The organism is Streptomyces sp. Da 82-17 (assembly GCF_046098215.1).
In the GTDB taxonomy this organism is placed as follows: Bacteria; Actinomycetota; Actinomycetes; order Streptomycetales; family Streptomycetaceae; genus Streptomyces.
On record NZ_JBJURH010000001.1, the window covers coordinates 568,368 to 594,372 of the forward strand.

Consider the following 26,005-nt stretch of genomic DNA (forward strand, 5'->3'; position numbering starts at 1 on the left):
CTCAGCCGACCGCCTTGCCCCAGCCCTGCACGACCTTCTCCTTGGCCGCGGCCTCCTGCTCGGGAGTGGCGGACTTCGGGGTGCCGGTGACCTCGGGGAGCTTGGCGTTGGCGGCCTTGTCGACGGTGCCGTCCTCGACCATGCGGTCCAGGAGGGCGGGCCGCGAGTAGCCCTTGAGCCAGATGTTCTGGCCCTCCTCGCTGTAGACGAACTCCAGCCAGAGGCGGGCGGCGGCCGGGTGCGGGGCGTACTTGTTGACGCCCTGGTTGTAGTACAGCGAGTACTGGCCGTCCTCCGGGACCGTCACCTGCCAGTCGACGCCCTTGCCCGCGAGCTTGTCGGCGTAGCCGAGGTTGAGGTAGTCCCAGTCGATGGAGATCGGGGTCTCGCCCTTCTGGATGGTGGCGAGGGTGGACTCGGCGGGCACGTAATTGCCGCTCTGCTTCAGCTTCTTGAAGAAGTCGAGGCCGGGCTGCACGTCGTCGAGCGAGCCCCCGTTGGCGAGGGACGCGGCGAACACGGCGGACAGCGCGGAGCTGGACTCGGTCGGGTTGCCGTTGAGGGCGACCTTGTTCTTGTACGCGGGCTTCAGCAGGTCCTTGAAGGTCTCCGGGCACTTCTTGACGGCCTCGGCGTCGCAGCCGATGGAGATGTAGCCGCCGTAGTTGTCCGCGAACGACCCGTCGGCCTCCTTCTGCCCCTTCGGCAGCCCGTCCCAGCCCTCGACCTTGTACGGGACGAGCAGCTGCTTGGCCTTGGCGTCCTGCATGTACGCGGTGCCGAGGTCCAGGGCGTCGACGGCGCGGGGCTGGCCCTTGCGCTTCTCGGCGGCGTTGAGGGCCTGCTGGCTGCTGCCGCCGGGGTTCTCGTTGTTGACCTGGATCCCGTACTTCTTCTCGAAGGCCTTGACCATCTCGCCGTAGTTCGCCCAGTCGGGCGCGAGGGCGTAGACGTTCAGCTCGCCCTCCTTCTTCGCGGCCGCGGCCAGCTTGTCGAGGCCGCCGACGTCGGCGGCCGAACGGGCCTTGCCCGCCTTGCTGTTCTGCGCGTCCGCGGTCGGCGCGGCACCGCAGCCGGTGGCCGCGGCGGCGGTGACGAGTGCGCAGGCGGCGACGGTCAGGGCGCGCCTCGAACCACGGGGACGGTATGCCTTCACGATGGGTACTCCTGGGTCTTTGGCATGCCACCTGTCTGGACAAGCCATCGTCAGTAAGCCGGATGAAGATAACCGTGAAGTGACTGCGGGGTAAAGCTCTCGGTGAGGAAAAAGTGCAGGTCAAAAGCGTTATGAAGAGAAGTGTTTACCTTCCGGGCAAGCGGTTATAAGCAGAGTCCCGCATCCTGGACGGTGTGCACATCTGCGCACAGTACGGAGGTGCGCAGAGCCGTAGCCGGATGACATGATCGAGGTCCTGGCGTCCCCCGCCCGCGCCGCCACCAGCACGAACCGTCCGAGGAGACAAGTGACCCGACGGCATGAGGAAATCGCCGACGAGCTGCGCCGCGCCATCGCCGACGGCCGCTACCCGGTGGGCGCCGTCCTGCCCTCGGAGGCCGAACTCGCCGCCGCGCACGGCGTATCGCGCGGCACGCTGCGCCAGGCCTTCGGCGCGTTGCAGTCGGAGGGCCTGATCGGCTCGCGGCAGGGCGCCCGCCGTGTGGTGCTCGCCGTGACGCCCAGCCAGAGCTTCACCGAGCTGCGCAGCTTCGCCCAGTGGGCCCGCGCGGGCGGCCGCACCCCCGGCGGCCGGGTGCTCTCCACGCGCCGCGGAAAGGCCACCGAGGCCGAGGCCGCCCAGCTCCAACTCGCCCCGGGCGAGCAGGTGTTGCACGTCCTGCGGATCCGCACCCTGGACGGCGAGCCGGTCCTGCTGGAGCGCACGGTCTACGCGGGCTGGTGCGCCGAGGCCGTCGAAGCCCTCCCGGACGACTGCGAGTCGGTGACGCAGAGCCTGTACGACGCGGTCGGCCTGGTGATGTCGCACGGCGAGCACCACCTGGACGCGGTCCCCGCCGGCACGGTCGACGCCCGCGAACTGTCCGTCCGCCGCGGCTCCCCGCTCCTTCGCGTGCGCCGTACGACGACCACCGCGGAGGGCCGCCCGGTGGAGACGTCCGACGACCGCTACCGGCCCGGCACGGTGGTCTTCACCGTCCGCAACTCCGTGCAGGCCAACCCCCTGGCCCGTACGTCCCCTCGACCCTTGAGGAACCGCAGTTGAAGAACCCCGCCACGGAACTCCCCGCGTCGGACGCCCCGTTCGCCCTGCCGCGCCCCGCGGCCCTGCTGTGCGACATGGACGGCACGCTCGTCGACACCGAGCACGCCTGGCTGGAGGCGGTCGCCGAGTTCCTGCACGCCCAGGGCTCCCCGTCGACGGGCCCGACCCTGGCCCCGTTCGCGGGCGCCGCGCTCGCCGACGCCGCCGACCACCTCGTACGGCACGGTCTGACGGCCCTGACGGCGGCTCAGAGCGCCGAGATCCTGGACCGGGCGTTCACCTCCCGGGTCGCGGCCGGTGTGACCGTGCAGCCCGGCGCGCTGCAGCTGCTCGACGGGGCTCGGGCGCTCGGCGTGCCGACGGCCCTCGTGACGGCCTCGGAGCGGCACGTGGCCGAACTGGTCCTCGACACCCTGGGCCGGCACCGCTTCGACACCTCGGTCACATCGGGCGAGACGGAGCGCGGCAAGCCGCACCCGGACCCGTATCTCGCCGCGGCCCGGGCCCTCGGCGTGGCCCCGGAGGACTGCCTGGCGGTGGAGGACACCCCCACGGGAGCGGCGGCGGCCCTCGCGGCGGGCTGCAGACTCCTCGCGGTGCCCTCGGTCCCGGGGATCGCGCCGGGGCCCAGGACGACGGTGGTGCGGACCCTGGAAGACGTCGGTCTGGTCTGACCGCCGGTCAGGGGCCACTTGAACGCCGACCCACGGCAAGCAAAGAGGGCGGCACCCGGAACGTACCGGGTGCCGCCCTCCGCGCTTACGACGAGGCTTACTTGCCCTTCGCCGCTTCCTTCAGCTTCGAGCCCGCCGAAACCTTCACGCTGTAGCCGGCGGGGATGTTGATCGGCTCGCCGGTCTGCGGGTTGCGGGCGGTGCGAGCGGCACGGTGGGTGCGCTCGAAGGTCAGGAAGCCGGGGATGGTGACCTTCTCGTCGCCCTTGGCAACGATCTCGCCGACGGTCTCGGCGAACGCGGCCAGCACGGCGTCGGCGTCCTTGCGGGTCACCTCGGCGCGGTCGGCCAGCGCGGCCACCAGCTCACTGCGGTTCATGTTTGTACTCCCGTGTTCTTCTTGCCGTTGAGGCGTGCCACGCGGTCGAGCCGCATGTTCAGCACAGCGAAGCCGATGCTGCCAGGGTCCTTCGTGGGTCCCCGGACCCGGGTCCGTCAGTCGGACCCTCCCGCCTAGAGACGCATCCTGCCCCTAAAAATGGCGGGAAAGCCAATCCGGCACCCTTGGGAGTCACACGAAAAGCGCCACTTCGTCTAAATGGTGACGAAGTTGGCGACAGTCCGTCCAGCTCCGAGCCTCGGACGCCCATGATTCCAGGGCGCGACGCCCCGTAACCCTAGAGGGCGGGGCGACGGCGCGGGTTCCGCGACGCGCCGCCCCGACCGCCGTGGGAACCGTCACATCAGGCGGTGGGCGCGGCCCCCGCGGCGACCCCGGCGGCCTTCGCGGCGTTGCGCACCGCTCCGGCGACGGCGCCGGCGACCTTGTCGTTGAAGACGCTCGGGATGATGTAGTTCGGGTTCAGCTCGTCCTCGGTGACGACGTCCGCGAGGGCGGTGGCGGCGGCCAGCATCATCTCGGTGTTCACCGTGCGCGACTGGGCGTCGAGCAGGCCGCGGAACACGCCCGGGAAGACCAGGACGTTGTTGATCTGGTTCGGGAAGTCGGAGCGGCCGGTGGCCACGACGCCCGCGGTCTGCCGGGCGATCGACGGGTCGACCTCCGGGTCCGGGTTCGCGAGCGCGAACACGATGGCGTCGTCCGCCATGGCCGCGACGTCGTCCCCGCCCAGGACGTTCGGGGCCGAGACGCCGATGAAGACGTCGGCGCCGACGACCGCCTGCTTGAGGGTGCCGGTGACGCCCTCGGGGTTGGTGTTGTCCGCGATCCAGCGCAGCGGGGAGTCCTCCGCCGCGTCCTTGAGGTCGTCGCGGTCGGCGTGCACGACGCCGTGGATGTCGGCCACCACGGCGTGCTTGACGCCGGCGGCGATCAGCAGCTTCAGGATCGCCGTGCCGGCCGCGCCCGCGCCGGACATGACCACGCGGACGTCGCCGATGTTCTTGCCGACCACGCGCAGGGCGTTGGTCAGGGCGGCGAGCACGACGATGGCCGTGCCGTGCTGGTCGTCGTGGAAGACCGGGATGTCGAGGGCCTCGCGCAGGCGGGCCTCGATCTCGAAGCAGCGGGGCGCGGAGATGTCCTCCAGGTTGATGCCCGCGAAGCCGGGGGCGATCGCCTTGACGTGCTCGACGATGGCGTCGGTGTCCTGGGTGTCCAGGCAGATCGGCCAGGCGTCGATGTCGGCGAAGCGCTTGAAGAGGGCGGCCTTGCCCTCCATGACGGGCATGGCGGCCATCGGGCCGATGTTGCCGAGGCCGAGCACGGCCGAGCCGTCCGTCACGACCGCGACGGTGTTGCGCTTGATGGTGAGGCGGCGGGCGTCCTCGGGGTTCTCGGCGATGGCCATGCAGACGCGGGCGACGCCGGGCGTGTAGACCATCGAGAGGTCGTCGCGGTTGCGAATGGGGTGTTTCGACGCCATCTCGATCTTGCCGCCGAGGTGCATCAGGAACGTACGGTCGGAGACCTTGCCGAGCGTGACGCCCTCGATGGTGCTGAGCTGCTCGACGATCTCGTCCGCGTGCGCGGTGGAGGTCGCGGCGATGGTGACGTCGATACGGAGCTTCTCGTGGCCGGAAGCCGTGACGTCGAGGCCGGTGACCGAGCCTCCGTGGGACTCGACGGCCGTGGTGAGCTGCGATACGGCCGTGCCGCTCGCAGGCACCTCGAGCCTGACCGTCATCGAGTAGGAGACGCTGGGCGCCGTTGCCATGCCGACTTCCTCTTTCACCTGTATGTCGCGTGCGTCATCCGATCGTCGCACCTACCGCTGGGTACGTGGTAGCCGCCCCGGATTGAGAACGTTTTGTTCACGTCCCCGGCCGGTACGGGCTCGGACGCTCACCGAGTGGATTCGGAAAACATATTCCACCATACGAGAAGTGGAGGATCGTGGGAAGTCCTTGCCGCTCCACGGGCCAAACCCTGGAGGTATCGACGAAGAGGGCGACGAGCCGGGCGCCGGGCGAAGCAACGACGAAGAGGCCCGCGCCACCGTGGGTGACGCGGGCCTCTCCTGACGTTCGATGACACCGACCCGCCATGCTCGCCTCGCGGCAAGTGGTCGCTCGTAGCGACGAAGGTTGGGCCCGGGGGCTTGGATCGGGCCGGTGCCACGTCCAAGGTAACAAACGATCCCCGTAAGGCAATTCCCGTGCGGGGTGGCACTTTTCCGGCTTCTGTGCAAGGCCGGAAGTGACCGTTCCGCCGTCGCCGTCAGTCCCGCAGCAGGTCCGGTACGCCCGCCGCGTCCGGCTCGTCGCGCTCGCCCGAGACCACCGTGAGCTGCTGGGTGGCGCGGGTCAGGGCGACGTACAGGACGCGCAGGCCCGCCGGGGACTCGTCGGCGATCTCCGCCGGGGAGACCACGATCGTCGCGTCGTACTCCAGCCCCTTGGCCTCCAGGCTGCCGAGGGCGACCACGCGCTCCCCGAGCCCCGCGAGCCAGCGGGCGGCCTCCTCGCGGCGGCGCATCGCGACGACGACGCCGATCGTGCCGTCGACCCGGTCGAGCAGCGCCTCCGCCTCCGCCCGGACGCGCGCGCCCAGGTCGCCGTCGGACACCGCGAACCGCGGCTCCACGCCCGTCGACCTGACCGCCTTCGGGGACGCGCTGCCCGGCATGGCGAGGGCCAGCACCTTCGCGGCGAGCTCCGCGATCTCCGACGGGTTGCGGTAGTTGACGGTGAGTTCGAAGCGGCGCCGGGGGCGGGTGCCGAGCGCCTCGTCGCGCGCCTCGGCCGCCTCGTCCGGGTCCGACCAGGAGGACTGCGCCGGGTCGCCGACGACCGTCCATGTCGCGTGCCGGCCGCGGCGGCCGACCATCCGCCACTGCATCGGCGTCAGGTCCTGCGCCTCGTCGACGATGACGTGCGCGTACTCGACGCGTTCCTGGGCCAGGCGCTCGGCGCGCTCGCGCTGGGTCTCCTCGCGCTGCGGCATCAGCTCCTCCAGGCCGGTGAGCTGGTCCAGCGGGTCGAGCTCACGCTTCTTCTTCGGGCGGGCCGGGGCGCCGAGGATGGTCTGCAGCTCGTCCAGGAGCGCCACGTCGTGCACGGACAGGCCCTCGCGGCGCAGCGAGCGGGCCAGGCGGCGGGTCTCCCCCGGGTTGAGGACGCGGCGGGACCAGCGGCCGAGGCGCTTCTCGTCGGCCATCGCGGCGAGCACCTGGCGCGGGGTGAGCTCGGGCCACCAGGCGTCCAGGAACGCGAGGAAGGCGTCCTCCGTGGAGACGTCCTCGTCGAAGGAGGAGCGCAGCTCGGCGGCCAGCTCCGGGTCCGAATGCCGGTTCGCCGCACCGGACTTGGCCCACAGCGCGTCCAGGAGCAGCTTGCGGGCGCGCGGGCGCAGCAGGTTCACGGGCGCGGTGCCGCCGAGCACGGCCTGCCGGATGCGGGACAGCTCGGCCGCCTCCAGCTCGATGCGCCGGCCGAAGGCCACGACGCGCAGCAGGTCGGGCGCGTCCGGGCGTTCCAGGACGCCGCGGGCCGCCTTGCGCAGCACCTTCAGCATCCGCGAGGAGCCCTTGACGCGGGCCACGGGCGGCTCGTCGTACACCGTGGCCTCCGCGCCGTCGACGAGCGAGCCGACCGCGCGGATCGCGACCTGCCCCTCCTCGCCGAGCGACGGCAGCACGCCCTCGGTGTACGCGACGAGCAGCGGGGTCGGCGAGACGATCAGGATGCCGCCCGCGTACCGCCGCCGGTCCTGGTAGAGCAGGTACGCGGCGCGGTGCAGGGCGACGGCGGTCTTGCCGGTGCCGGGGCCGCCCTCGACGTACGTCACGGAGGCGGCGGGGGCGCGGATGACCAGGTCCTGCTCGGCCTGGATGGAGGCCACGATGTCCCGCATGGTGTGCGAGCGGGCCTGGCCGAGCGCGGCCATCAGGGCGCCGTCGCCGAGGACCGGGAGCTCCTCGCCGTCGAGGTACGCGGTCAGCTCGGGGCGCATCAGGTCGTCCTCGACGCCGAGCACCTTGCGGCCCTTGGAGCGGATGACGCGGCGCCGCACCACCCGGCCCGGGTCGACCGGGGTGGAGCGGTAGAAGGGCGCGGCGGCCGGGGCGCGCCAGTCGATGACGAGCGGCGAGAAGTCCGCGTCGAGCACGCCGATGCGGCCGATGTGCAGGGTCTCGGCGATGTCGGCGGTGTTGTCGGGCCGGATCGCGTCGTCGGCCGGTTCGACCGAGGTGTACGCGCCGTCCGGGCCCTTCTTGCCGTCCTTGCCGAGGAGCAGGTCGATGCGGCCGAAGAGGAAGTCCTCGAACTCGTTGTTGAGGCGGTTGAGGTGCACACCGGCGCGGAAGACCTGCGCGTCCCGCTCGGCGAGCGCGCCCGGCGTGCCGACCTGGCCGCGCTTGGCGGCGTCGTGCATGAGGAACTCGGCCTCGTGGATCTTCTCCTCGAGACGGCGGTAGACACGGTCGAGGTGGGCCTGTTCGGCGCTGATCTCCCGGTCGCGTGTGCCTGACGGCATGGTTCCGTTGTCGACGGCCACCGCGTTCCCCTTCTGCTGTACTGGGCAGCCGTCAACCGTACGCGAAGTTACGCGCCGACCTCCACAAGGCGTCGTCCGTCCAGCGTGCGGACCTCGAACCGGTCGATCTCGGACGCGGCCATCGCGGCGCCGCCGTGCACGTAGAGCGGGGCGCGGGCCCGGGTGTGCGGGCTGTCGTCGATCCCGTACCCCCACTTCGGCACCGACCACGTGGTGACGGTCTCCTCCGCGCCGTCCCGGCCGACGGCGACGAGCCTGCACTTCAACGGGCCCTTGACGTTCTTCAGCTCCAGGACGGCGTGCGTGCCCCACGGCTTGGCCTCGGTGCCGACGGTCGCGGTGACGCCGGTCGTACGGTCGGTGGCCGCGGCCTTGTCCTCAACGTGGTGGAAGAACGCGTCCTGCGCGGGACTCGTCGGATGCGCCTCCGGCGTGCGCGTACCCGGGTCGTCGCCGCTCGCGCCGAGGACGGCGAGCGGGACGGTGACGATCAGCGCGGCCGCGGCGGCGAGCAGCAGGCGGGCGCGCCTGCGCCGGCCGGTGCGCTCGCGGGCGGTCGCGGCGAGCAGCCCGTCGAGGAGGCGGTCGGACTCCGGGCGGGGCGACGCGGGCGACGGGACCTGGCCGGGCACGCCGTCGGCGGCGAGCGCGGCGAGCATCGGCTCCATCCCGGCGAGCTCGTCCAACTCCCGCACGCAGTAGGCGCATTGGGCGAGATGCGCCTCGAACGCGGCGGCCTGCGGCTCGTCGAGCACACCCAGGGCGTACGCCCCGACGGCCTCGTGCACGGACTCCTGCCCGGACTCCCCCGCCCCGGACCCCCCGTACGCGCTCACGGCGTCACCCCCCGCTCCTGCAGTGCCAGCTTCATCGAGCGCAGCGCGTAGAACACCCGCGAGCGGACCGTGCCGGGCGGTATGCCGAGCGACTGCGCGGCCTCGTTGACCGTACGGCCCTTGAAGTACGTCTCCACGAGGACCTCGCGGTGCGCCGGCGTCAGGTCGTCGAGCGCGTCCGAGAGCGTCATGAGCCAGAGCGCCTTGTCGATCTCGTCCTCCGCGGGCATCACGTCGAGGGGCGAGGGGTCGACCTCCTGCGGCCGGGCCTGCCGGCTGCGGTGGCCGTCGATGACGATACGCCGGGCCACGGTCACCAGCCAGGGCCGCACCGACCCGGAGCCGCCCTGCAGCCGCCCGGCGTTCTTCCACGCCCGGATGAGGGTCTCCTGCACGACGTCCTCGGCCCGCTGCCGGTCGCCGGCGACCAGGCGCAGCACGTACGAGAGCAGCGGTGCCGCGTGCTCCCGGTAGAGCGCGCGCATCAACTCCTCGTCGACGCCCGCCTGTCGGGGCATGCGATGGCGTGCCCGCGAGCGACGGTCGGCTGCCGCTGCCACGCCGGAATCCTCCCGCACGCGCACCTCCACTGTCCCGGCCCGGGGCCCTGGTTTTCCAGAGGTACGTGGGAGCGGGCGAGAACGTTCAACCGCACCGCGCCCTTTTCCCCACCCCGCCCCTTCCCGGGCCCGGGGCGTGCCCCGACAGGGGCGCGGGGAACTGCGCGAGCGACCACGACGGCGGGAAAGCCGAACGACGGGGGGCGGACCCCAAAAGGGGCGCGGGGAACTGCGCGAGCGGCCACTACGGCGGGAAAGCCAAGTGACGGCCCCGACGGGGCACTGCGCGAGCGACCCGCGACGACGCCCGGGCCGACCGCAGGTCAACTCCCGGGTACGTCCGCGTACTTGGACTCCGCCGCCGGGTCGAGGGCGAGCCGATACCCCCGCTTCACCACCGTCTGAATCAGCTTCGGCACCCCCAACGCCGTCCGCAGCCGCGCCATCGCCGTCTCGACCGCATGCTCGTCCCGCCCCGCCCCCGGCAGCGCCCGCAGCAGTTCCGCGCGGCCGACGACCCAGCCGGGGCGGCGGGCGAGGGTGCGCAGCAGGGACATGCCGGCGGGCGGCACGGCGCGCAGCTCGCCGTCGACGAGGACGGCGTGGCCGCGGATCTCCACGCGGTGCCCGGCGAGGTGCAACGTACGGGCGCGGGCCGGGAGTTCGACGCAGAGGAGCTGGACGAGGGGGCCGAGCCGGAAGCGGGCCGGCTGGACCGTGTCGATGCCGTGGGCCTCCAGTGGGAGGGCGGTGACGGGCCCGACGCAGGCCGGCAGGACGTCGTGGCGCAGGGCGTCGAGGAACGGGTCGAGCCGGTCGAGTTCGCGGGCGCGGTTCAGCAGGGACGCGGCGGCGGGCGCGCTGGTGAAGGTGAGCGCGTCCACGCCGCGGGCGAGGGTGGCCTCGATCAGCCGGTCGACCGGCGCGAGGTCCTCCGGCGGCATCCAGCGGTAGACGGGCACGCCGACGACCTCCGCCCCGCCCGCCCGCAGCGACTCGACGAAGCCGGGGAGCGGTTCGCCGTGCAGTTGGAGGGCGATGCGGCGGCCCTCGACGCCTTCGGCGAGCAGCCGGTCGAGCACTTCGGCCATGGACTCGGAGTCGGGCGACCATTCCTCGGTGAGCCCGGCGGCCCGGATCGCGCCTTTCACCTTGGGCCCGCGGGCGAGGAGTTCGAGCCCGCGGAGCCGGTCGAGGAGGGCGTCGCCGAGCCCCCAGCCGTCGGCGGCCTCGATCCAGCCGCGGAAGCCGATGGCGGTGGTGGCGATCACGACGTCGGGCGCGTGGTCGATGATCTGCCGGGTGGCGTCGAGGAGTTCGCCGTCGTCGGAGAGCGGCACGATCCGCAGGGCGGGCGCGTGCTGGACGGCCGCGCCGCGCCGGGTGAGCAGCGCACCGAGCTCGTCGGCCCGCCGTGCGGCGGTCACGCCGACGGTGAACCCGGAGAGGGGGCCGTGTTTCGCATGGTCATTGGGCTGCATGAGGGTCTCGTTCACTGAGGAGCCTTGAGCTCTGCGAGCATGTCAACGGGGCGTGACGGGCTCGGATCGCCTCGATGTCGTACGTGTTACATCGTCGCGCAGCACGCACGGCGGCCGCAGGGCGGGAGGGCCGACGGGTCGGCCGCTCCCGCGTGGGCTCACACCTGGGCGTAGCTGAGCTCCCGCTCCTTCTGCGGCTCGGCCGCCGTCGGCTTCGGGGTGCCGCGGCGCAGGTATACGGCCCAGGTGACGGCGAAGCAGGCGGCGTAGCAGATGAGGAACGCGACGAACGCGCCGGTGCCGGACCCGGCCGTCGAGAAGGACTGGCGGAAGGCCAGGTTGATGCCGAGCCCGCCGAGCGCGCCGACCGCGCCGATCAGGCCCATCGCGGCGCCGGAGAGCCGCCGCCCGTAGGCCGCCGCCTCCTCGCCGCCGAGCCCTTGGGCGAGTGCCTTGGCCTGGAAGATGCCGGGGATCATCTTGTACGTGGAGCCGTTGCCGAGCCCGGTCAGCACGAACAGGGCGATGAAGGCGCAGGTGAACAGGGTCAGCGAGGCCTGCAGGGACGCGACGACGATGACGGCGGTCGCGGCGCCCATGGCGACGAAGTTCCACAGCGTGATCCGGGCCCCGCCGAAGCGGTCGGCGAGCGTGCCGCCGACGGGCCGGATGAGGGAGCCGAGCAGCGGCCCGATGAACGTGATCGACGCGGCCTGCAGCGGCGTACGCCCGAACTGGGTCTGCAGGACGAGGCCGAACGCGAAGCTGTAGCCGATGAACGAGCCGAACGTGCCGATGTACAGGAACGCCATGATCCAGGTGTGCGGGTCGCGGACGGCTTCCTTGGCGGCGCCGGTGTCGTTGCGGACGGGCGCGAGGTTGTCCATGAACAGGAACGCGCAGACCGCGGAGACGGCGATGAGCGGGATGTAGATGCCGAGCAGCAGCCGCGGGCCGCCCGCCGCGCCGATCACGGCGAGGCCGATGAGCTGGACGACGGGCACGCCGATGTTGCCGCCGCCCGCGTTGAGGCCGAGCGCCCAGCCCTTCTTGCGGAGCGGGAAGAAGCCGTTGATGTTCGTCATGGACGAGGCGAAGTTGCCGCCGCCGACGCCGGTGAGCAGGGCGCACAGCATGAACGTGGTGTACGACGTGCCGGGCTCCATGACGAGGAACGCGGCGACCGTGGGCAGCAGGAGCAGGGACGCCGCGAAGACCGTCCAGTTGCGGCCGCCGAAGCGGGCCACGGCGAACGTGTACGGCACTCGCACCACGGCCCCGACGAGGGTGGCCATCGACACGAGGAAGAACTTTCCGGCCGGGTCGATGCCGTACTCGGGGCCCATGAACAGCACGAGCACGGACCAGAGGGTCCAGATAGAGAAGCCGATGTGCTCGGAGAGGACGGAGAAGGCGAGGTTGCGGCGGGCGACGCGTTCGCCGGTCTCCTTCCAGAAGCCCTCGTCCTCCGGGTCCCACTGCTCGATCCAGCGGCCCCCCTTGCGGGCGGGTGGGGTGGTGGTCGGGGCTGTCATCACGCCTCCACTGATGCGTCGGGTCGTGGAAGCGACGCTAGGGAGGGCGCATTTCAGCCCCGTGGCGTCAGGTGACCTCCGCGCAACCTTGCTCTCACCCGCCGCCCGCCCCGGATGTGAGCCCTCTCGTCCGGGTGCCGCCGTCCGGCCGGAGCCGCGGTCGCCGTCGCGCGGCCAGGTCCTCGGCCCAGCCGGCGCCGAGCACGGCGAGCGCGAGCAGCGGCCAGACGAGCAGGAACATCCACAGCGTGTACGTGCTCTCCAGGAACCCGGAGAGATGCGCGTCCACGTACGGGACGTCCCAGAGGAGGTCGAGGAGCGGGACGGTCGCGAGGATCAGGAGGTTGTGCCAGAGGTAGACGGTGACGGCCCGGTTGTTGGCGAGGGTGACGATCCGGTCCAAGTGCCGCAGCCTGCCCGGGAGTCGGCGCCAGGACGGCGCGTACCGCAGCAGGATCAGGACGAAGCCGGCGGACCAGGCGGCCTGGGCGGGCGGGATGTCGTTCAGGTCCCAGCCCTCCGGGCCGAGGTGCCCGGCGGCCCACCACAGGCCGAGGGCCATGGCGAGCGCGCCGCAGCAGAGGGCGATCCGGCCAGGCAGGCGCCGCAGCAGCCCGTCGTGGTGGGCGAAGCCGAGCACCCAGCAGGAGCCGTACGTCGCGAAGTCGGCGACGGCCTCGCCGGTCTCGCCGGGGACGCGCAGCAGGCCGGTGCCGACGACGGCGGTGAGCGCGAGCGGCGCGAGCAGCGTCGGCCACGGCGCCCGCCGGAACGCCCACAGCAGCAGCGGCGAGGCGACGACGAACCAGAGGTAGGCGCGCACGTACCAGAGCGGCCCGACCGCCTGCTCCGCCCACGTCCCGTCGACGAGCCCCGGGTCCCCGCCGAGCCGCTCCGGGAAGGGCGGTGCGCCCACCGGCACGAGATAGTTCAGGAACTCCACCGCCCAGGTGCCGGTACGGGCCGGCTGCCAGCCCGCGTACAGCATCAGCGGTACGACGACGGCGGCGAACAGCCAGACCGGCGGCAGGAGCCGGCGGAGGCGGCCGCGGATCACGCTCCACGCGGGGCGGCGCAGCGAGCGGGCCATGAGCGACCCGGCGAGCGCGAACATCACGCCCATCGACGGGAAGAGGACGGTCAGCCAGGCCCAGCCGAACACGTGGTACGCGACCACCCGGACCAGGGCGAGGGTGCGGAGCAGGTCGAGGTAGCGGTCGCGTACGGGAGGTGGCGCGGGGGTCGTCGGCGGGTCCTGGCGGGCGGTCGCGGTGGTCATCCGACGGGCCTCCGTTCGCGGGCGGCCGGGCGGTGCGCGGCGGGCACGGTCCCGCCCAGGGTGCCGCCCGGGGCGCCTCCGGGGGAGCCGACGGTTCCGGTCCGGCGGAGCTTCTGCCAGCGCAGCCGCCCACCGGACAGGGCGGTGACCCAGGACTGGAGCAGCACCACGTACATCAACTGCCGGTACAGCAGCTGCTGGAGCGGCAGCGACACCAGGTGGACGAGCCGCTCCCGGTCGAGCCGGAACGCGAACGCCGCGCAGGCCGCCTGCACCGCGAGCACCCCGAGCCAGGCCGCGACGGTCCGCAGGGTCGGCCCGAAGACCAGCCCGTACAGCAGGAACACGTCGATGAGCGGGGCGAGCAGCGGGGCCAGGACCATGAACAGCGAGACCAGCGGCAGGCCCACCCGCCCGAACCGGCCCGAGGCCCCGCCCTCGACCAGGGCACGGCGGTGCTTCCAGATCGCCTGCATGGTGCCGTACGACCAGCGGTAGCGCTGCGACCACAGTTGTCTGACGGTCTGAGGGGCCTCGGTCCAGGCGCGGGCGTTCTCGGCGTACACCACGCGCCAGCCCTCGCGGTGCAGGGCCATGGTGATGTCGGTGTCCTCGGCGAGGGTGTCGTCGCTCATGCCGCCGACCCGCGCGAGGGCGCTGCGCCGGAACGCCCCGACGGCGCCGGGGATGGTGGGCATGCAGCGCAGCACGTCGTACATGCGGCGGTCGAGGTTGAAGCCCATCACGTACTCGATGTGCTGCCAGGAGCCGATCAGGGTGTCCTTGTTGCCGACCTTGGCGTTGCCCGCGACCGCGCCGACCCGGTGGTCGCCGAAGGGCTGCACCAGCTCGCGGACCGTGGACGGCTCGAAGACGGTGTCGCCGTCCATCATCACGACCAGGTCGTGCCGGGCCTCGGCCAGGCCCCGGTTGAGGGCGGCCGGCTTGCCCGCGTTCAGCTGCCGGACCACCCGCACGCCGGGCAGGCCGAGGTCCTCGACGATCCGGGCGGTGCCGTCGGTCGAGCCGTCGTCGACGACGATCACCTCGACGGGATGCTCTCCGCCCATCAGCGACCGCACCGTGTTCTCGATGCACTTCGCCTCGTTGTACGCGGGCACCAGCACCGACACCGGTTCCGTGACGGGCGGGCCCCAGCTGAACCGGCTGCTGCGGGTGCGCCGGGCGTGCGCCCACGACAGCAGCAGCATCAGCCCGAAGCGCGCCAGGACCAGCACGCCGACGACGGCCAGGCACACGACGAGCGCGTCCGTCACGCCCTCCGACACCCCGACGGCGGCCACGAACGCGCGGCCCCGCCACAGCTCGAACCCGGTGACCGGGGTGTGCGCGCCGGGGGCGCCGAGCGCCTCGGTGAGGTTGGTGAACTCGTAGCCCTGCGCCCGGAGTTGAGGCAGCAGGCGGTCGAGGGCGGCGAGGGTCTGCGAGCGGTCGCCGCCGGAGTCGTGCAGCAGCACGATCGCGCCGTCGCCGCCGCGCGGGGTGGCGTTGGCGACGATCCGGTCGACGCCGGGCCGTTTCCAGTCCTCGCTGTCGGTGTCGTTGACGACCGTGATGTAGCCGCGGCCCCCGATGTATTCCGTGACCGGCCAGTTGGCGTTGTCGAAGGCGTCCGCGAACGAGGAGTACGGCGGCCGGAACAGCGAGGTCCGGATCCCGGCGGCGCCGGCGAGGGAGAGCTGGTTCTGCGTCAGCTCCCAGTCGATCCGGCCCTTCGACTGGTACGAGAGATCCGGGTGGTTGAACGTGTGCAGCCCCACCTCGTGCCCCTCCCGCACCATGCGTTCGACCAGGCCGGGGTGGCGGGCGGCCATCGCGCCGGTGACGAAGAAGACGCCGTGCGCCCGGTGTTCGCGCAGCTTGTCGAGGACCTTCGGGGTCCACACCGGGTCGGGTCCGTCGTCGAAGGTCAGCACCAGCTTGTGCCGGGGCACGCGCAGCGCCTCGGCGGGCCGCTCCGGGTCCCGCGCGTCGATGACGGGGCCGCCTTCGAGCACCTGCTGCGGCACCTTGTCGCTGGGCGCGGGCGGGCGCACCCGGTGGTCGGCGAGGATCTCGCTGTGCACGTAGCCGCGCAGCATCAGCATCGCGACGAGCGCCACGAGCAGCAGCACGGGCAGCAGAAACCGCATCGGGCGGCGGGACGGGAGCCGGGCGCCGGATTTCGTACGGCCGGGGGCGGCGGGTCTCGTACGGCTTGTTCCGCTCGCGCAGGTCGCACGGCTCGTGCGATCGGTCATCGGGCCCCGGCCCTGTGCTTGGCCTTCGCCTTGCCTTTGGCCTTGCCCTTGCCCTTGCCCTTGGCCTTCGCCTTGCCGTTGCCCTTGCCCTTGCCCTTGGCCTTGGTGGTTCCGGGCGCGTTCGAGGCGGGCGGTCCGGCCGGGCCCGGCCCGGGTGCGGTGCTGCTCGTGGGGCGCGGCTCGGGCCTGTGGCTGGGGCCGTGGCCGTGTCCGTTGCCGTGGCTCGGCGGGGGCGGGGCTTCGCGGGTGGGTTCGGGGCGGGGCGGCGGGCCGGGGCGGGTCGGCTCGCGGCTCGGCAGCCCGCCGCCCCCGCTCGTACCGCGCCCGGGGCCCCAAGCGGGCCCGCCGTTCGCGCCGCCCGTACCGCCCGTGCCGTGCCGGTCGCTCTCCGCCGGGCGGGGGGAACCCGCCTGCGGCGACGGGCCGTTGAGGCCGTCCGGCCCGGATCGCGCGGTGCCGCTCGGCGAGGGCGCCGGGCGCTTCCCTTCGGCCCCGCCCGCGCCCGGGCGCCGTACGTCCGCCGCGCCGCCCTTCCCGCCCTCGTCGTCCATGAGCGCGGCCGTCGACGTGGGTTCGGCGCGCCCGGCGGGCTCGTCGTACTCCTTGCCGATGCCGGGCATCCACGGCGCGTCGGACGTGCCGGTGAGCAGCGACACCCCGAGCACCCCCGCGTAACCCGCGCAGGCCAGGCCGACGACCCAACCCGCCCGGCGCAGCAGCCTGCCGCGGCTGCCGGACTCGTCCACGAACACCGGGCCGCCGGCGGGCGCGCTCGGAGCGGGCCCCCGCAGCCGGCGCCCCACGCCGTCGATCTGAACCGTGACACCGCTCGGGTCGTGCGTACGTCCGGACAGGACGTCTTCCCGCCAAGTTCCCACTGAAGTAAGCCCATTCCCCAAGGACCGGAAAATCGGGCGCACGCGCGAGACCGACACTCGCAGCCGGACCAAGCCCCCACCCGGTCCGGGCGCCCCCCAATGACCAACCAACGCGCCGGCGGACTGAAGGTAGCGCAACAAAGGTCACTATCGTATTTCTCGTTCTGATCCGACCCTTTGTGATCAGTTCTGGCCCGTCATGACCTGTTCATCCTCGGCCGGAATCCATCCGTCGACCGGCCTCCGCAGCCAGCCCTCCACGGCCGCCGCCCGCGCGCAGGCCGTCCGCAGCGCGTCCAGGGCGGGATGCCGCAGGCCCCGACGCCAGACCAGGGAGACCGGCGACAGCGGCACCGGGTCCACCAGCGGCCGCAGCACGCACCCCGGCATCGCGGGAAAGTCCACCACGGCGAGCACCGGCGTACGCGTCTTCGCCATGATCCGCCGGAACTCCTCGGCGCCGACGGCCAGCGGGGCGGGCGGCGCCACGTCGATACCGCGCCCCGCGAAGAGCCGCCGGGCGAGGTCCGTCCACTCCGGCGTGCGCGGATTCCCGGCGCCCGCGTACACGGCCTCGCCCGCGAGCGCGTCGAGCGGCACCTCGGCGAGGCCTGCCAGCGGATGGTCCTCGGGCAGCACGACGGCCATCGGCTCGTACCGCACGGGGAGGTGGTCGAGCCCGGCGCGCAGGGCCGCGTCGAGCCCGGCGTACCGGCCGAAGGAGGCGTCCAGGCGGCCCGCCACGATCTCCGCGGCGGCGCCGGTGAGGCCGCTCTCGTAGCGGGCCATCAGCTCGTGTTCCGGGGCGAGTTCACGGGCCTGCGCGAGCAGCCGCTCGAAGACCAGGCCGGGGCTGTTCACGTCGACGAGCAGCGGCCGCCCGCCCCCGGCCACGGCGGCGAGGAGCTCGTCCTGCGCGGCGAGGACCCGGCGGGCGTACGGCACGAGCCGTTCCGCGTCCGCCGTCGGCGTCACCTGCCGGGTGGTCCGGACGAACAGCTCGACGCCCAACTCCCGCTCCAGACGGCGGACATCGCGGCTCAGCGCCTGCTGGGCGACGTGCAGGCGGGCGGCGGCGCGGGTGAAGTGCAGCTCGTCGGCCACCGCCAGGAAGCAGCGCAGCAGCCGCGGCTCTATGTCACGGGGCATCGCCGCAATCTACAACCGCGGTGCGTGAATCGGGGGCCAGAAGGTGTTGGACGCCGGACACCGGCCGCCGCGAGCCTTGCCGCATGGCCTCAGCCTCCGTCCACGCGTACCTCCGGCTCTTCGAGTTCCCCGGCACCCGCGCCTTCACCCTCGGCAACCTCGTCGCCCGCCTCCCCATGGGCATGTTCGGCGTCAGCGCCATCGTCATGATCGCCGAACGGTACGGCTCGTACGCCCTCGCCGGCGCCGTCACCGCGACCGGACTCGCCGCGACCGCCGTGGTCGCCCCGTACACCGCGCGGCTCGTCGACCGGCACGGCCAGGCGCGGATCGCCCTGCCCGCCACGGCCCTCGCGGTGCTCGGCTCGCTGCTGCTCGCGCTGTGCGTGCACCTGCGGGCGCCCGCCTGGACGCTGTTCGCCGCGTACGCGCTGACCGCCACCACGCCCAACACCGGCGGCATGTCCCGCGCCCGCTGGCAGCACCTGTACCGGGGCGACGCGGCGCGGCTGCACACCGCCAACTCCTTCGAACAGGCCGCGGACGAGCTGTGCTTCATGCTCGGGCCGGTCGTCGCCGCGTTCCTGTGCACCGCGCTGTTCCCGGAGGCGGGCACCCTCACCGGCGCGCTGCTCCTGCTCGGCGGAATCGTGCTCTTCACCGCACAGCGCTCCACAGAACCGCCACCCCAAAGGGAAACGACGAAAACCGCCTCCCCTCTGCGCGCCCCCGGGATGCTCCCTCTGGTGACGGTTTTCGTCGCCACAGGTGCGGTTTTCGGCTCCATGGAGGTCATCACGGTCGCGTACGCCGACGGGCAGGGGCAGGCGTCCGCGGCGGGCCCGGTTCTCGCCCTGCAGGCGGCCGGTTCGTGCGTGGCGGGGTTGCTTTACGGCACCCGCGCGCCGGGTGGATCCGCGCAACGGCGGTTCCTGTTCTGCCTGTTGGGGATGGCGGCCCTGATGACGCTGCCACTGCTCGCCGCGGGCACCGGTTCGCTGCTGCTGCTCGCCGGGGCGCTGCTCGTGGCGGGCATGGCGACGGCGCCGACCATGGTCACGGGCATGGGCCTGGTGCAGTCCAGGACCCCCGAGGGCCGGCTCAACGAGGGCATGACCCTCGCCGTGACCGGCCTGCTCGGGGGCATCGCCTGCGGCAGCGCGCTCGGCGGCCAGGCCGTCGAGCACGTGGGTGCGCGGGCCGGCTACGTCGTGCCGGTCACCGCGGCCGCGGTCGCCCTCGCGTTGTTCAGCACGGTGACGGTTTGCGCCAGGAGCACTCGACGTCGGTCCCGCCAGGAGCCGCCGACCGCTGCGCGGCCGACTCGGGCCGTACGAGAACCGTCTCCTCAGCGGTGGATTTCGCGAGGGTCACCACGATCGCGTCCTCGATGCTCTTCACGGACGACGCGAGGTAGTTGTTGAGCACGACCGCGAACACCAGCTCCCGCCCGTCGGCGTCCTCCACGTACCCGGAGAGCGCCGACGCGCCCGTCAACGACCCGGTCTTCGCACGGGCGTTGAGCGCGGCCGGGGTGCCGCACATCCGCGACCGCAGCGTCCCGCCCACGAACCGGTCCCGGTCGCAGGCCACCGGCAGCGAGTCCAGCCAGTCCGCGTACCAGGGCGCGTCCCGCACCGCGAGCAGCAGCCGCACCAGCTGGTCGGCGGGGTAGTTGTTCATCCGCGAGAGCCCCGAGCCGTCGACCTGCCGCAGCTTCCCGGTGTCCACGCCTGCCTTCTCCAGGTACCCCTTCACCGCGTCGAGCCCCGAACTCCACGTCCCTCGCCCGGACTTGACGTACCCCATCTCCTTGACGAGCGCCTCGGCGTGCATGTTGTTCGAGAGCTTCATGAACGGTACGAGGAGGTCCTTCAGGGGCATCGACCGGTGCTCGGCGACCGGCCGCGCCCCCTCCGGGGTGCCCCGGCCGAGCCGCGTCCCGCCCTCGACCCGCACGCCGTGCCGGGCCAGCGCGTCCCGGAAGACGGCCGCCGCGTACCCGGTGGGCTCCCAGACCGCCACCCACTCCTTGGCCGGGGCGGCGCCGACGGGCAGATTTCCGCTGACGACCACGGTGTTGCCGCCGTGCTCCCGCTGCACGGACAGGGTGTCCGGCTCCCCGGCGGCGACGGTGCGGGCCCGGTTCTCGATCCGCACGTACCCGGTGCGCGGCGTGAGCCCGACCTGCGGCCGCTGCCCCGCCTCCGCGCCCGGGGCGACCTCGACGACCACGGTCCCGGAGTCGTAGTCGGTGTCCGGGGCGACGGTCAGCGCGGAGATCTGCGCCGAGTAGTACGCGGACTCGTCGTCGGCGGCCCAGGAGCGGCCGAGCCGTTCCGCGTCGAAGCGGGTGTCGTCGGCGACGAGCCGCCCGGTCACCCGGCGGATGCCGGACTTCGCGACGCCTGCGGCGAGTTCGTCGTAGTCCTCGGCGAGCGTGGTGGGGTCGCCGCCGCCGCGCAGATACAGGTCGCCGTCGAGCGTCGGGCCGCTGCGGTCGCCGTGCGCGAGGGCGTCGGTGCGGAAGCGGTGGTCGGGGCCGAGCAGTGCTGTGGCGGCGGCGGAGGTGGGGAGTTTGGTGTTGGAGGCGGGCATGAGACGGCCGGTCGGCTGGTGCCGGTACACGGTCTCGCCGGTCTCGGCGTCCGCGATCACGACACTGGCCGCGCCGCCCTGCAGCCGCGGGTCGCCGAGGATCGTGTCGATCGCCTCCGGAAGCCCGGCGCGCACCGCCGAGACATCCGCCCCGGCCGGTGCGCTCCAGGTCAAGGTGGCCGCGAGGCCGACGAGCGCGGGCCAAACGGCGGCGCGCGCAAGGAAGTTGGTGCTCCCAGGTCTGCTGAGGCTCATGCCACGGCAGGATCCCGCAATCCTCCGCACAGCGACAGACGCCCCGCAGCACAGGTCCCCCGTACGCCCGGTCCCTGGCCGAGCCCCCACGCCTTCCCCATCCGGTACGCGGCGCACAAGTCCACGTCCAGCAGGTACGGCCCGGCCGTCCCGCACTGGGTGTCCGCGCTGCCGGGGTCGACGGGCTGCCCGTGGCCCATGCCCGTGATGCTGTACGTCTCGACGACCGCCGTGCCGTCCGGCCCGTGGAACTCCTGGTGCGGGTGGCCGCCCACGGTGTCGCTGACGTCGGCGGCCTGGTCGGCGCCGTGCACATCGGTCCACTGCTCGACGAGGTCGCCCATGTTCACCGGCTTCACGGTGGTGTCGGCGCTGCCGTGCAGCACGGTCAGCCGCGGCCACGGCCCCGCGTACCCGGGCCGCGCGGCCCGCACCCGGTCGCCCCACTGCCGCGGCGTCTGCGTCGCCCCGACGTACATGCACACGTACGGCGACCCGGCGGCCTGCGCGCAGCCGTACGGCAGCCCGGCGACGACTCCGCCGGCACGGAACTTCTCCGGGTACGCGGCCATCATCACGGACGTCATCGCGCCGCCCGCGGACAGCCCGGTGACCTGCACGCGGGCCGGGTCGCCGGAGACGTCGGCGAGCTGCCGGTCCACCATCTGCGCGATGGACGCGGCCTCGCCCTGCCCGCGTGAACTGTCGCCGGTCTGGAACCAGTTGAAGCACTTGTTCAGGTTGTTGGCGGCCTGCTGCTCGGGCACGACGACGGAGAACCCCCACCGTTCGGCCAGCTCGGTCCAGCCGCTGCCGGGCCCGTACCCGGCGGCGTTCTGCGTACAGCCGTGCAGCACGACGACGACGGGACGCCCGGCGGGCAGCCCGTCCGGCACGTACCGGTACATCTTCAGGGCCCCGGGGTTGGACCCGAAGCCGGTGACCTCCTCCAGGCCCGCCGCGGCCTGGGCGCGCGGCACGTGGAGCAGCAGGGAGCAGAGGGCGGCCACCGCGGTCAGGGCGGCGAGAAGTGCGGCTCTGGTCGATGTCATGCGAGGGAAGGTAGGAGCGGGAGTCACCGGCGGACATGGGCTGGGGAACCACAAGGACCGCCCTTTTCCATGGGCCCGGCGCACATGAAAAGAGCCCCGACCGTCGAAACGGCCGGGGCTCTTTCCTCACATGGGAATTGTGGAGATGGCGGGAATCGAACCCGCGTCCAACGGTGCGGAATCAGGGCTTCTCCGTGTGCAGTTCGCTGCGATTTTCTCGGCCCCGGAGATCACGCGAACAAGTCTCCGACGGGCTCAGTCACTGTTTGATGTCTCCACTACTCCCCGTGACCGGGCTTAGTGGATGAGACCCCTAGCTGATGCCAGGATCCGGGTCGGGATCATCCCCGGGCTGACACTTCGCAGGTCGCTACTTAGGCAGCGAGGGCGAAGGAATCGCGCTTGGTGTTGGCGATTATTGGTTGCGACATATGGTTAACGAGATCATTGCCGCTTCCTCGACACGCTTCCCCTGCTTCGACATCCGCTGTCGAAACCGATCATCCCCATGTTGATTTTTCAAAGTGGTCCCCGAGGGAACCGGCAGCTCCGTCACCTGCGGAGCGTGCTCCATCGTACGTGAACAACGCGCGACGGTGCCAGCTTATTTCCGGGGGCCCGGCACCCGGCACGGGCGGCTACGCCCGCTGGCGCCGCCGGACCGCGGACATCGCCCGCTCCGCCTCTCGGCGGTCCTGCTTCTCGCGCAGCGTCTGCCGCTTGTCGTACTCCTTCTTGCCCTTGGCGAGCGCGATCTCGACCTTGGCGCGGCCGCCCTTGAAGTACAGGGCGAGCGGCACGATCGTGTGGCCGGTCTCCTGCGACTTGGACTCCAGCTTGTCGATCTCCACGCGGTGCAGCAGCAGCTTGCGCTTGCGGCGGGCGGCGTGGTTGGTCCAGGTGCCCTGCGCGTACTCCGGGATGTGCACGTTGTGCAGCCACGCCTCGTGGCCGTCGATCTGCACGAAGCCGTCCACCAGGGAGGCCCGGCCCTGGCGCAGCGACTTCACCTCGGTGCCGGTCAGGACGACGCCGCACTCGTAGGTGTCGATGATGAGGTAGTCGTGCCGGGCCTTCTTGTGCTGGGCGATGATCTTCCGCCCGTCACCCGTGTCCTTGTCCTTCTTTTTCTTCGCAGCCATAGTGCGGTCATTTTCGCACTACGAGGGGGTGCCGAGGCCACTCAATACTGTGCGGGCCCGGGCCTCCGCGCCCTCGTCCACGTCCACGTCCGGCGTGATGCCGCGGCCGTCGACGCCGCGACCCGACGGAGTGCGGTAGTGACCGACAGTGAGCTCGGCGACCGAGCCGTCCGGCAGCCGGCTCGGCATCTGCACCGAGCCCTTGCCGAAGGTCCGCGAGCCCAGGACCACCGCCCGGCCACGGTCCTGGAGGGCGCCGGCGAGGAGCTCGGCCGCGCTCATCGTGCCGCCGTCGACCAGCGCCACCAGGGGCCGGTCGGTGTCCCCGCCGCCGCGTGCGTGCAGCGCCCGCTGCTCGCCCCGTACGTCGTACGTCGCGACGAGGCCGCCGTCGAGGAACGCGGACGCGGCGGTCACGGACTCGGCGACCAGACCGCCGGAGTTGCCGCGCAGGTCGAGGACGACGCCGCCGCCCTGCGGGGCGGTGCGGACCGCTTCGCGGACGCGTTCGCCGGTGCCCTTGGTGAACGCGGAGACCTTTATCCACAACGTGCCGTCGGCCCGCTGCTCGACGGTGACCGTCGGCCGCTCCAGGCGGGCCCGGCGCAGGCTCTCCGTCCAGGTGCGCGAGCCGCGCTGCAGGCCGAGCTCGACCCGTGTGCCCTCGCCGGAGCCGGTGCCGCGCAGCAGTTCGGCGACCTCGCGGACCGGCTTGCCCGCGATCGGGCGGCCGTCGATGGAGCGGAGCCGGTCGCCGGTGCGGATACCGGCGCGCTCGGCGGGGCCCCCGCGCTGCACCCGGTCGACCTCGATCCGGCCGTCGTCGCCGCTGCGGGTCCACAGGCCCACGCCGATGTACGCGCCGTCCAACTCCTCGGCGAACGCGCGGTACTCGGCCGGGTCGTACACCGCGCCCCAACGGTCGCCGCTGCGGCTGACCTCTTCCTCGGCGGCCGCGGCGGGCGACTTGCCGTCGGCCATGGCCTCGGCGGCGGCGTCCGCGACGCGTTCGCTGCTGGAGGCGGGGGCGGCCGAACGGGCCGACAGATCCCGGTCGTTGTGATCACGGCCGGAAGGATCGCCGCCGAAGGAACCGGTCGCGACGCCCGTGGCGAGGAGACCGGCGAAGACCAATGTCAGGGCTGCCCCGCGGCGGACGCTGCGGGGCCTGGGACACCGATCGAGACCCGACATGTCGGTGAGTCTAGGACAACGCAGAGCGCCGTACGGTCGGTTGTCCGTACGGCGCTCTGGTAGCTGCGTCACACCTTCAGGTACTTGCGCAGGGCGAAGAATGCGGCAAGTGCGGGCATCAGCAGGCCGATCGCGAGGACCAGCGGCAGCTTGGCGAGCAGCTGGTCCCAGCCGACGAACTGGATCAACTGCAGCTTGTCCGCGAGCGCGAGGCCGTGGTCGATGAGGAAGTAGCGGCCGACGACCAGCATCACGCAGGCGACGCCGGCGCCGAGAAGCCCGGCGAACGCGGCCTCCATGATGAACGGCATCTGGATGTAGAAGCTGGACGCGCCGACGAGCCGCATGATCCCCGTCTCACGTCTGCGGCTGAACGCCGATACGCGCACGGTGTTGACGATCAGCATCATCGCGACGATCAGCATCAGCGCCATCACCGCGAGCGCCGCGTAGTTCATGCCGTTGAGCAGCTCGAAGAGGTTGTCGACGGTCTTGCGCTGGTCCTCGACCGCCTGGACGCCGTCACGGCCGTCGAAGGCCGACTTGATCAGCTGGTACTTCTCCGGGTCCTTGAGCTTGATCCGGAACGATTCCTGCATCTGGTCCGGCGTAAGGGAGTTGACCAGCGGGGAGTCGCCGAACTGCTCCTTGTAGTGCTTGTACGCCTCGTCGCTGGACTCGTGGATGACCGTATCGACGGACGGCATCTTGTCCAGGTCGGCCTTGATGGCGGCCTTCTGGTCCGAAGTGACCGCGCCCTTGGTGCACTTGGGGTCGGTCTCCGCGTCTCCCTTGTTGCAGAAGAAGATCGCGACGTTGACCTTGTCGTACCAGTAGCCCTTCATCGTGGTGACCTGGTCGCGCATGAGCAGCGAGCCGCCGAAGAGCGCCAGGGAGAGGGCGACGGAGACGATGACCGCGAAGGTCATCGTGAGATTGCGGCGGAGACCGACGCCGATCTCCGACAGGACGAATTGGGCGCGCATGGCGTCCTTTCAGTGCTCGTTAGCTGCCCGGTACTGCGGGGGCTCGGGTCAGTGCTGGTAGCCGTAGACGCCGCGCGACTGGTCGCGGACGAGGCGGCCCTTCTCCAGCTCGATGACGCGCTTGCGCATCTGGTCCACGATCTGCTGGTCGTGGGTGGCCATCACGACGGTGGTGCCGGTCCGGTTGATGCGGTCGAGCAGCTTCATGATGCCGACGGACGTCTGCGGGTCCAGGTTGCCGGTGGGCTCGTCGGCGATCAGCAGCATCGGGCGGTTCACGAAGGCGCGGGCGATGGCCACGCGCTGCTGCTCACCGCCCGAGAGCTCGCCGGGCATCCGGTCCTCCTTGCCGCCGAGCCCGACCAGGTCGAGCACTTCGGGGACGGTCTTGCGGATGGTGCCGCGCGGCTTGCCGATGACCTCGAGCGCGAACGCCACGTTCTCGCCGACGGTCTTGTTGGGAAGCAGGCGGAAGTCCTGGAACACGGTGCCGAGCTGACGCCGCATGTGCGGCACCTTCCAGTTGGACAGGCGCGCGAGGTCCTTGCCGAGGACGTGCACCTGGCCGTGGCTGGCGCGCTCCTCGCGCAGCAGCAGCCGCAGGAAGGTGGACTTTCCGGAGCCGGAGGATCCCACGAGGAAGACGAACTCGCCCCTCTCGATCTCGAGAGAGACGTCCCGCAGAGCAGGACGCGTCTGCTTCGGGTAGGTCTTGGACACGTTGTCGAATCGGATCACGGATGCACCACGGGTCGCCGGGGGTAGGTGAGCGTGACCATACGCGAAGGCGTGCGCGCAGCGCAGTCGGCGTCCTGGGTTGCGCGTTTTATCACGGATCTGACCGGCGTGCGGCCCGGAACACTTCGGGCTGAACCAGATGAGTTCCGGCGGGGCGCGCCGAAAGCCGGGGAAGCTGGCACAGTGGTAGGGGGAACGGTCGCGT

The 26,005-nt window shown here is 72.1% G+C and carries 20 protein-coding genes, 1 other RNA gene and 1 pseudogene; 3 read left to right on the plus strand and 19 right to left on the minus strand.

Going from position 1 to position 26,005, the window contains the following annotated elements:
• Position 1 precedes the first annotated feature (1 nt).
• Positions 2–1,156: an extracellular solute-binding protein gene (locus tag ACIDOF_RS02575; protein ID WP_409003930.1), complete on the minus strand. Its 1,155-nt coding sequence runs from the start codon at positions 1,154–1,156 to the stop codon at positions 2–4.
• Positions 1,157–1,463: 307 nt separating this feature from the next.
• On the opposite strand from ACIDOF_RS02575, the gene ACIDOF_RS02580 reads away from it, so the two are divergent.
• Positions 1,464–2,222 carry a GntR family transcriptional regulator gene (locus ACIDOF_RS02580; protein WP_409003931.1) on the plus strand — a complete coding sequence of 253 codons (759 nt, stop codon included), beginning with the start codon at positions 1,464–1,466 and terminating at the stop codon, positions 2,220–2,222.
• A complete protein-coding gene (locus ACIDOF_RS02585) occupies positions 2,219–2,896 on the plus strand; it encodes an HAD family hydrolase (protein WP_409003932.1) in 678 nt (225 codons plus the stop codon). The genes ACIDOF_RS02580 and ACIDOF_RS02585 overlap by 4 nt, the downstream gene beginning before the upstream one ends.
• Positions 2,897–2,993: 97 nt before the next feature.
• Here the strand turns inward: ACIDOF_RS02585 and ACIDOF_RS02590 are convergent, their stop codons facing one another.
• The 11 genes from ACIDOF_RS02590 to ACIDOF_RS02640 all read right to left on the minus strand — a co-directional run bounded on the left by ACIDOF_RS02590 (position 2,994) and on the right by ACIDOF_RS02640 (position 17,835).
• Positions 2,994–3,275, minus strand: coding sequence for an HU family DNA-binding protein (locus ACIDOF_RS02590; protein ID WP_016645140.1), 282 nt, complete (start codon positions 3,273–3,275; stop codon positions 2,994–2,996).
• Between the two features lie 364 nt (positions 3,276–3,639).
• The gene (locus ACIDOF_RS02595) at positions 3,640–5,073 is read right to left on the minus strand and encodes an NAD-dependent malic enzyme (RefSeq protein WP_409003933.1); all 1,434 of its coding nucleotides are present in this window, start codon (positions 5,071–5,073) and stop codon (positions 3,640–3,642) included.
• Positions 5,074–5,576: 503 nt separating this feature from the next.
• A complete protein-coding gene (locus ACIDOF_RS02600) occupies positions 5,577–7,835 on the minus strand; it encodes a HelD family protein (RefSeq protein WP_409003934.1) in 2,259 nt (752 codons plus the stop codon).
• A gap of 68 nt (positions 7,836–7,903) precedes the next feature.
• Positions 7,904–8,692: an anti-sigma factor family protein gene (locus tag ACIDOF_RS02605; protein ID WP_409003935.1), complete on the minus strand. Its 789-nt coding sequence runs from the start codon at positions 8,690–8,692 to the stop codon at positions 7,904–7,906.
• Positions 8,689–9,276: a sigma-70 family RNA polymerase sigma factor gene (locus tag ACIDOF_RS02610; protein ID WP_409003936.1), complete on the minus strand. Its 588-nt coding sequence runs from the start codon at positions 9,274–9,276 to the stop codon at positions 8,689–8,691. The genes ACIDOF_RS02605 and ACIDOF_RS02610 overlap by 4 nt, the downstream gene beginning before the upstream one ends.
• Before the next feature lie 299 nt (positions 9,277–9,575).
• Positions 9,576–10,733 (minus strand): uroporphyrinogen-III synthase, encoded by a 1,158-nt coding sequence (locus ACIDOF_RS02615; RefSeq protein ID WP_409003937.1) that lies wholly within the window; start codon positions 10,731–10,733, stop codon positions 9,576–9,578.
• A 158-nt stretch (positions 10,734–10,891) separates the two neighbouring features.
• Positions 10,892–12,268 carry a nitrate/nitrite transporter gene (locus ACIDOF_RS02620; protein ID WP_409003938.1) on the minus strand — a complete coding sequence of 459 codons (1,377 nt, stop codon included), beginning with the start codon at positions 12,266–12,268 and terminating at the stop codon, positions 10,892–10,894.
• A 94-nt stretch (positions 12,269–12,362) separates the two neighbouring features.
• Positions 12,363–13,547 (minus strand): acyltransferase family protein, encoded by a 1,185-nt coding sequence (locus ACIDOF_RS02625; protein WP_409003939.1) that lies wholly within the window; start codon positions 13,545–13,547, stop codon positions 12,363–12,365.
• Positions 13,544–15,808, minus strand: coding sequence for a bifunctional polysaccharide deacetylase/glycosyltransferase family 2 protein (locus ACIDOF_RS02630; RefSeq protein ID WP_409003940.1), 2,265 nt, complete (start codon positions 15,806–15,808; stop codon positions 13,544–13,546). Before ACIDOF_RS02630 ends, ACIDOF_RS02625 begins: the two co-directional genes overlap by 4 nt.
• A complete protein-coding gene (locus ACIDOF_RS02635; protein ID WP_409003941.1) occupies positions 15,805–16,686 on the minus strand; it encodes a hypothetical protein in 882 nt (293 codons plus the stop codon). Before ACIDOF_RS02635 ends, ACIDOF_RS02630 begins: the two co-directional genes overlap by 4 nt.
• Before the next feature lie 183 nt (positions 16,687–16,869).
• Entirely contained in the window at positions 16,870–17,835 is a 966-nt protein-coding gene (locus ACIDOF_RS02640) for a LysR family transcriptional regulator (protein ID WP_409003942.1), read from the minus strand.
• Between the two features lie 83 nt (positions 17,836–17,918).
• Between ACIDOF_RS02640 and ACIDOF_RS02645 the strand changes: the two genes are divergently transcribed.
• Entirely contained in the window at positions 17,919–19,259 is a 1,341-nt protein-coding gene (locus ACIDOF_RS02645; RefSeq protein WP_409003943.1) for an MFS transporter, read from the plus strand.
• On the opposite strand, the pseudogene dacB reads toward ACIDOF_RS02645, so the two are convergent.
• The 7 genes and pseudogenes from dacB to ftsE all read right to left on the minus strand — a co-directional run.
• A pseudogene (gene dacB / locus ACIDOF_RS02650) lies at positions 19,255–20,688 on the minus strand (D-alanyl-D-alanine carboxypeptidase/D-alanyl-D-alanine-endopeptidase); the annotation flags it as partial. The gene ACIDOF_RS02645 and the pseudogene dacB sit on opposite strands and share 5 nt — an antisense overlap.
• Positions 20,685–21,740 (minus strand): alpha/beta hydrolase family esterase, encoded by a 1,056-nt coding sequence (locus ACIDOF_RS02655; protein WP_409003944.1) that lies wholly within the window; start codon positions 21,738–21,740, stop codon positions 20,685–20,687. The gene ACIDOF_RS02655 and the pseudogene dacB, both read right to left, overlap by 4 nt.
• Positions 21,741–21,877: 137 nt before the next feature.
• Positions 21,878–22,248, minus strand: a transfer-messenger RNA (tmRNA) gene (ssrA, locus tag ACIDOF_RS02660).
• Between the two features lie 130 nt (positions 22,249–22,378).
• Positions 22,379–22,882 (minus strand): SsrA-binding protein SmpB, encoded by a 504-nt coding sequence (smpB, locus tag ACIDOF_RS02665; protein WP_409003945.1) that lies wholly within the window; start codon positions 22,880–22,882, stop codon positions 22,379–22,381.
• A gap of 18 nt (positions 22,883–22,900) precedes the next feature.
• On the minus strand, positions 22,901–24,076 hold the full coding sequence (locus ACIDOF_RS02670; RefSeq protein ID WP_409003946.1) for a S41 family peptidase: 1,176 nt from the start codon (positions 24,074–24,076) through the stop codon (positions 22,901–22,903).
• A gap of 68 nt (positions 24,077–24,144) precedes the next feature.
• Complete coding sequence (ftsX, locus tag ACIDOF_RS02675; RefSeq protein ID WP_409003947.1) at positions 24,145–25,062, minus strand: permease-like cell division protein FtsX; 918 nt, start codon at positions 25,060–25,062, stop codon at positions 24,145–24,147.
• Between the two features lie 48 nt (positions 25,063–25,110).
• Complete coding sequence (gene ftsE, locus ACIDOF_RS02680) at positions 25,111–25,800, minus strand: cell division ATP-binding protein FtsE (protein ID WP_409003948.1); 690 nt, start codon at positions 25,798–25,800, stop codon at positions 25,111–25,113.
• Positions 25,801–26,005 lie beyond the last annotated feature (205 nt).

Coding starts and splice junctions, on each gene's coding strand:
- ACIDOF_RS02620 (WP_409003938.1), bottom strand. CDS start 12,268: ATGACAGCCCCGACCACCACCCCACCCGCCCGCAAGGGGGGCCGCTGG.
- smpB (WP_409003945.1), bottom strand. CDS start 22,882: ATGGCTGCGAAGAAAAAGAAGGACAAGGACACGGGTGACGGGCGGAAG.
- ACIDOF_RS02595 (WP_409003933.1), bottom strand. CDS start 5,073: ATGGCAACGGCGCCCAGCGTCTCCTACTCGATGACGGTCAGGCTCGAG.
- ACIDOF_RS02625 (WP_409003939.1), bottom strand. CDS start 13,547: ATGACCACCGCGACCGCCCGCCAGGACCCGCCGACGACCCCCGCGCCA.
- ACIDOF_RS02600 (WP_409003934.1), bottom strand. CDS start 7,835: ATGCCGTCAGGCACACGCGACCGGGAGATCAGCGCCGAACAGGCCCAC.
- ACIDOF_RS02615 (WP_409003937.1), bottom strand. CDS start 10,733: ATGCAGCCCAATGACCATGCGAAACACGGCCCCCTCTCCGGGTTCACC.
- ACIDOF_RS02640 (WP_409003942.1), bottom strand. CDS start 17,835: ATGCCCCGTGACATAGAGCCGCGGCTGCTGCGCTGCTTCCTGGCGGTG.
- ftsX (WP_409003947.1), bottom strand. CDS start 25,062: ATGCGCGCCCAATTCGTCCTGTCGGAGATCGGCGTCGGTCTCCGCCGC.
- ACIDOF_RS02645 (WP_409003943.1), top strand. CDS start 17,919: ATGGCCTCAGCCTCCGTCCACGCGTACCTCCGGCTCTTCGAGTTCCCC.
- ACIDOF_RS02630 (WP_409003940.1), bottom strand. CDS start 15,808: ATGACCGATCGCACGAGCCGTGCGACCTGCGCGAGCGGAACAAGCCGT.
- ACIDOF_RS02670 (WP_409003946.1), bottom strand. CDS start 24,076: ATGTCGGGTCTCGATCGGTGTCCCAGGCCCCGCAGCGTCCGCCGCGGG.
- ACIDOF_RS02655 (WP_409003944.1), bottom strand. CDS start 21,740: ATGACATCGACCAGAGCCGCACTTCTCGCCGCCCTGACCGCGGTGGCC.
- ACIDOF_RS02590 (WP_016645140.1), bottom strand. CDS start 3,275: ATGAACCGCAGTGAGCTGGTGGCCGCGCTGGCCGACCGCGCCGAGGTG.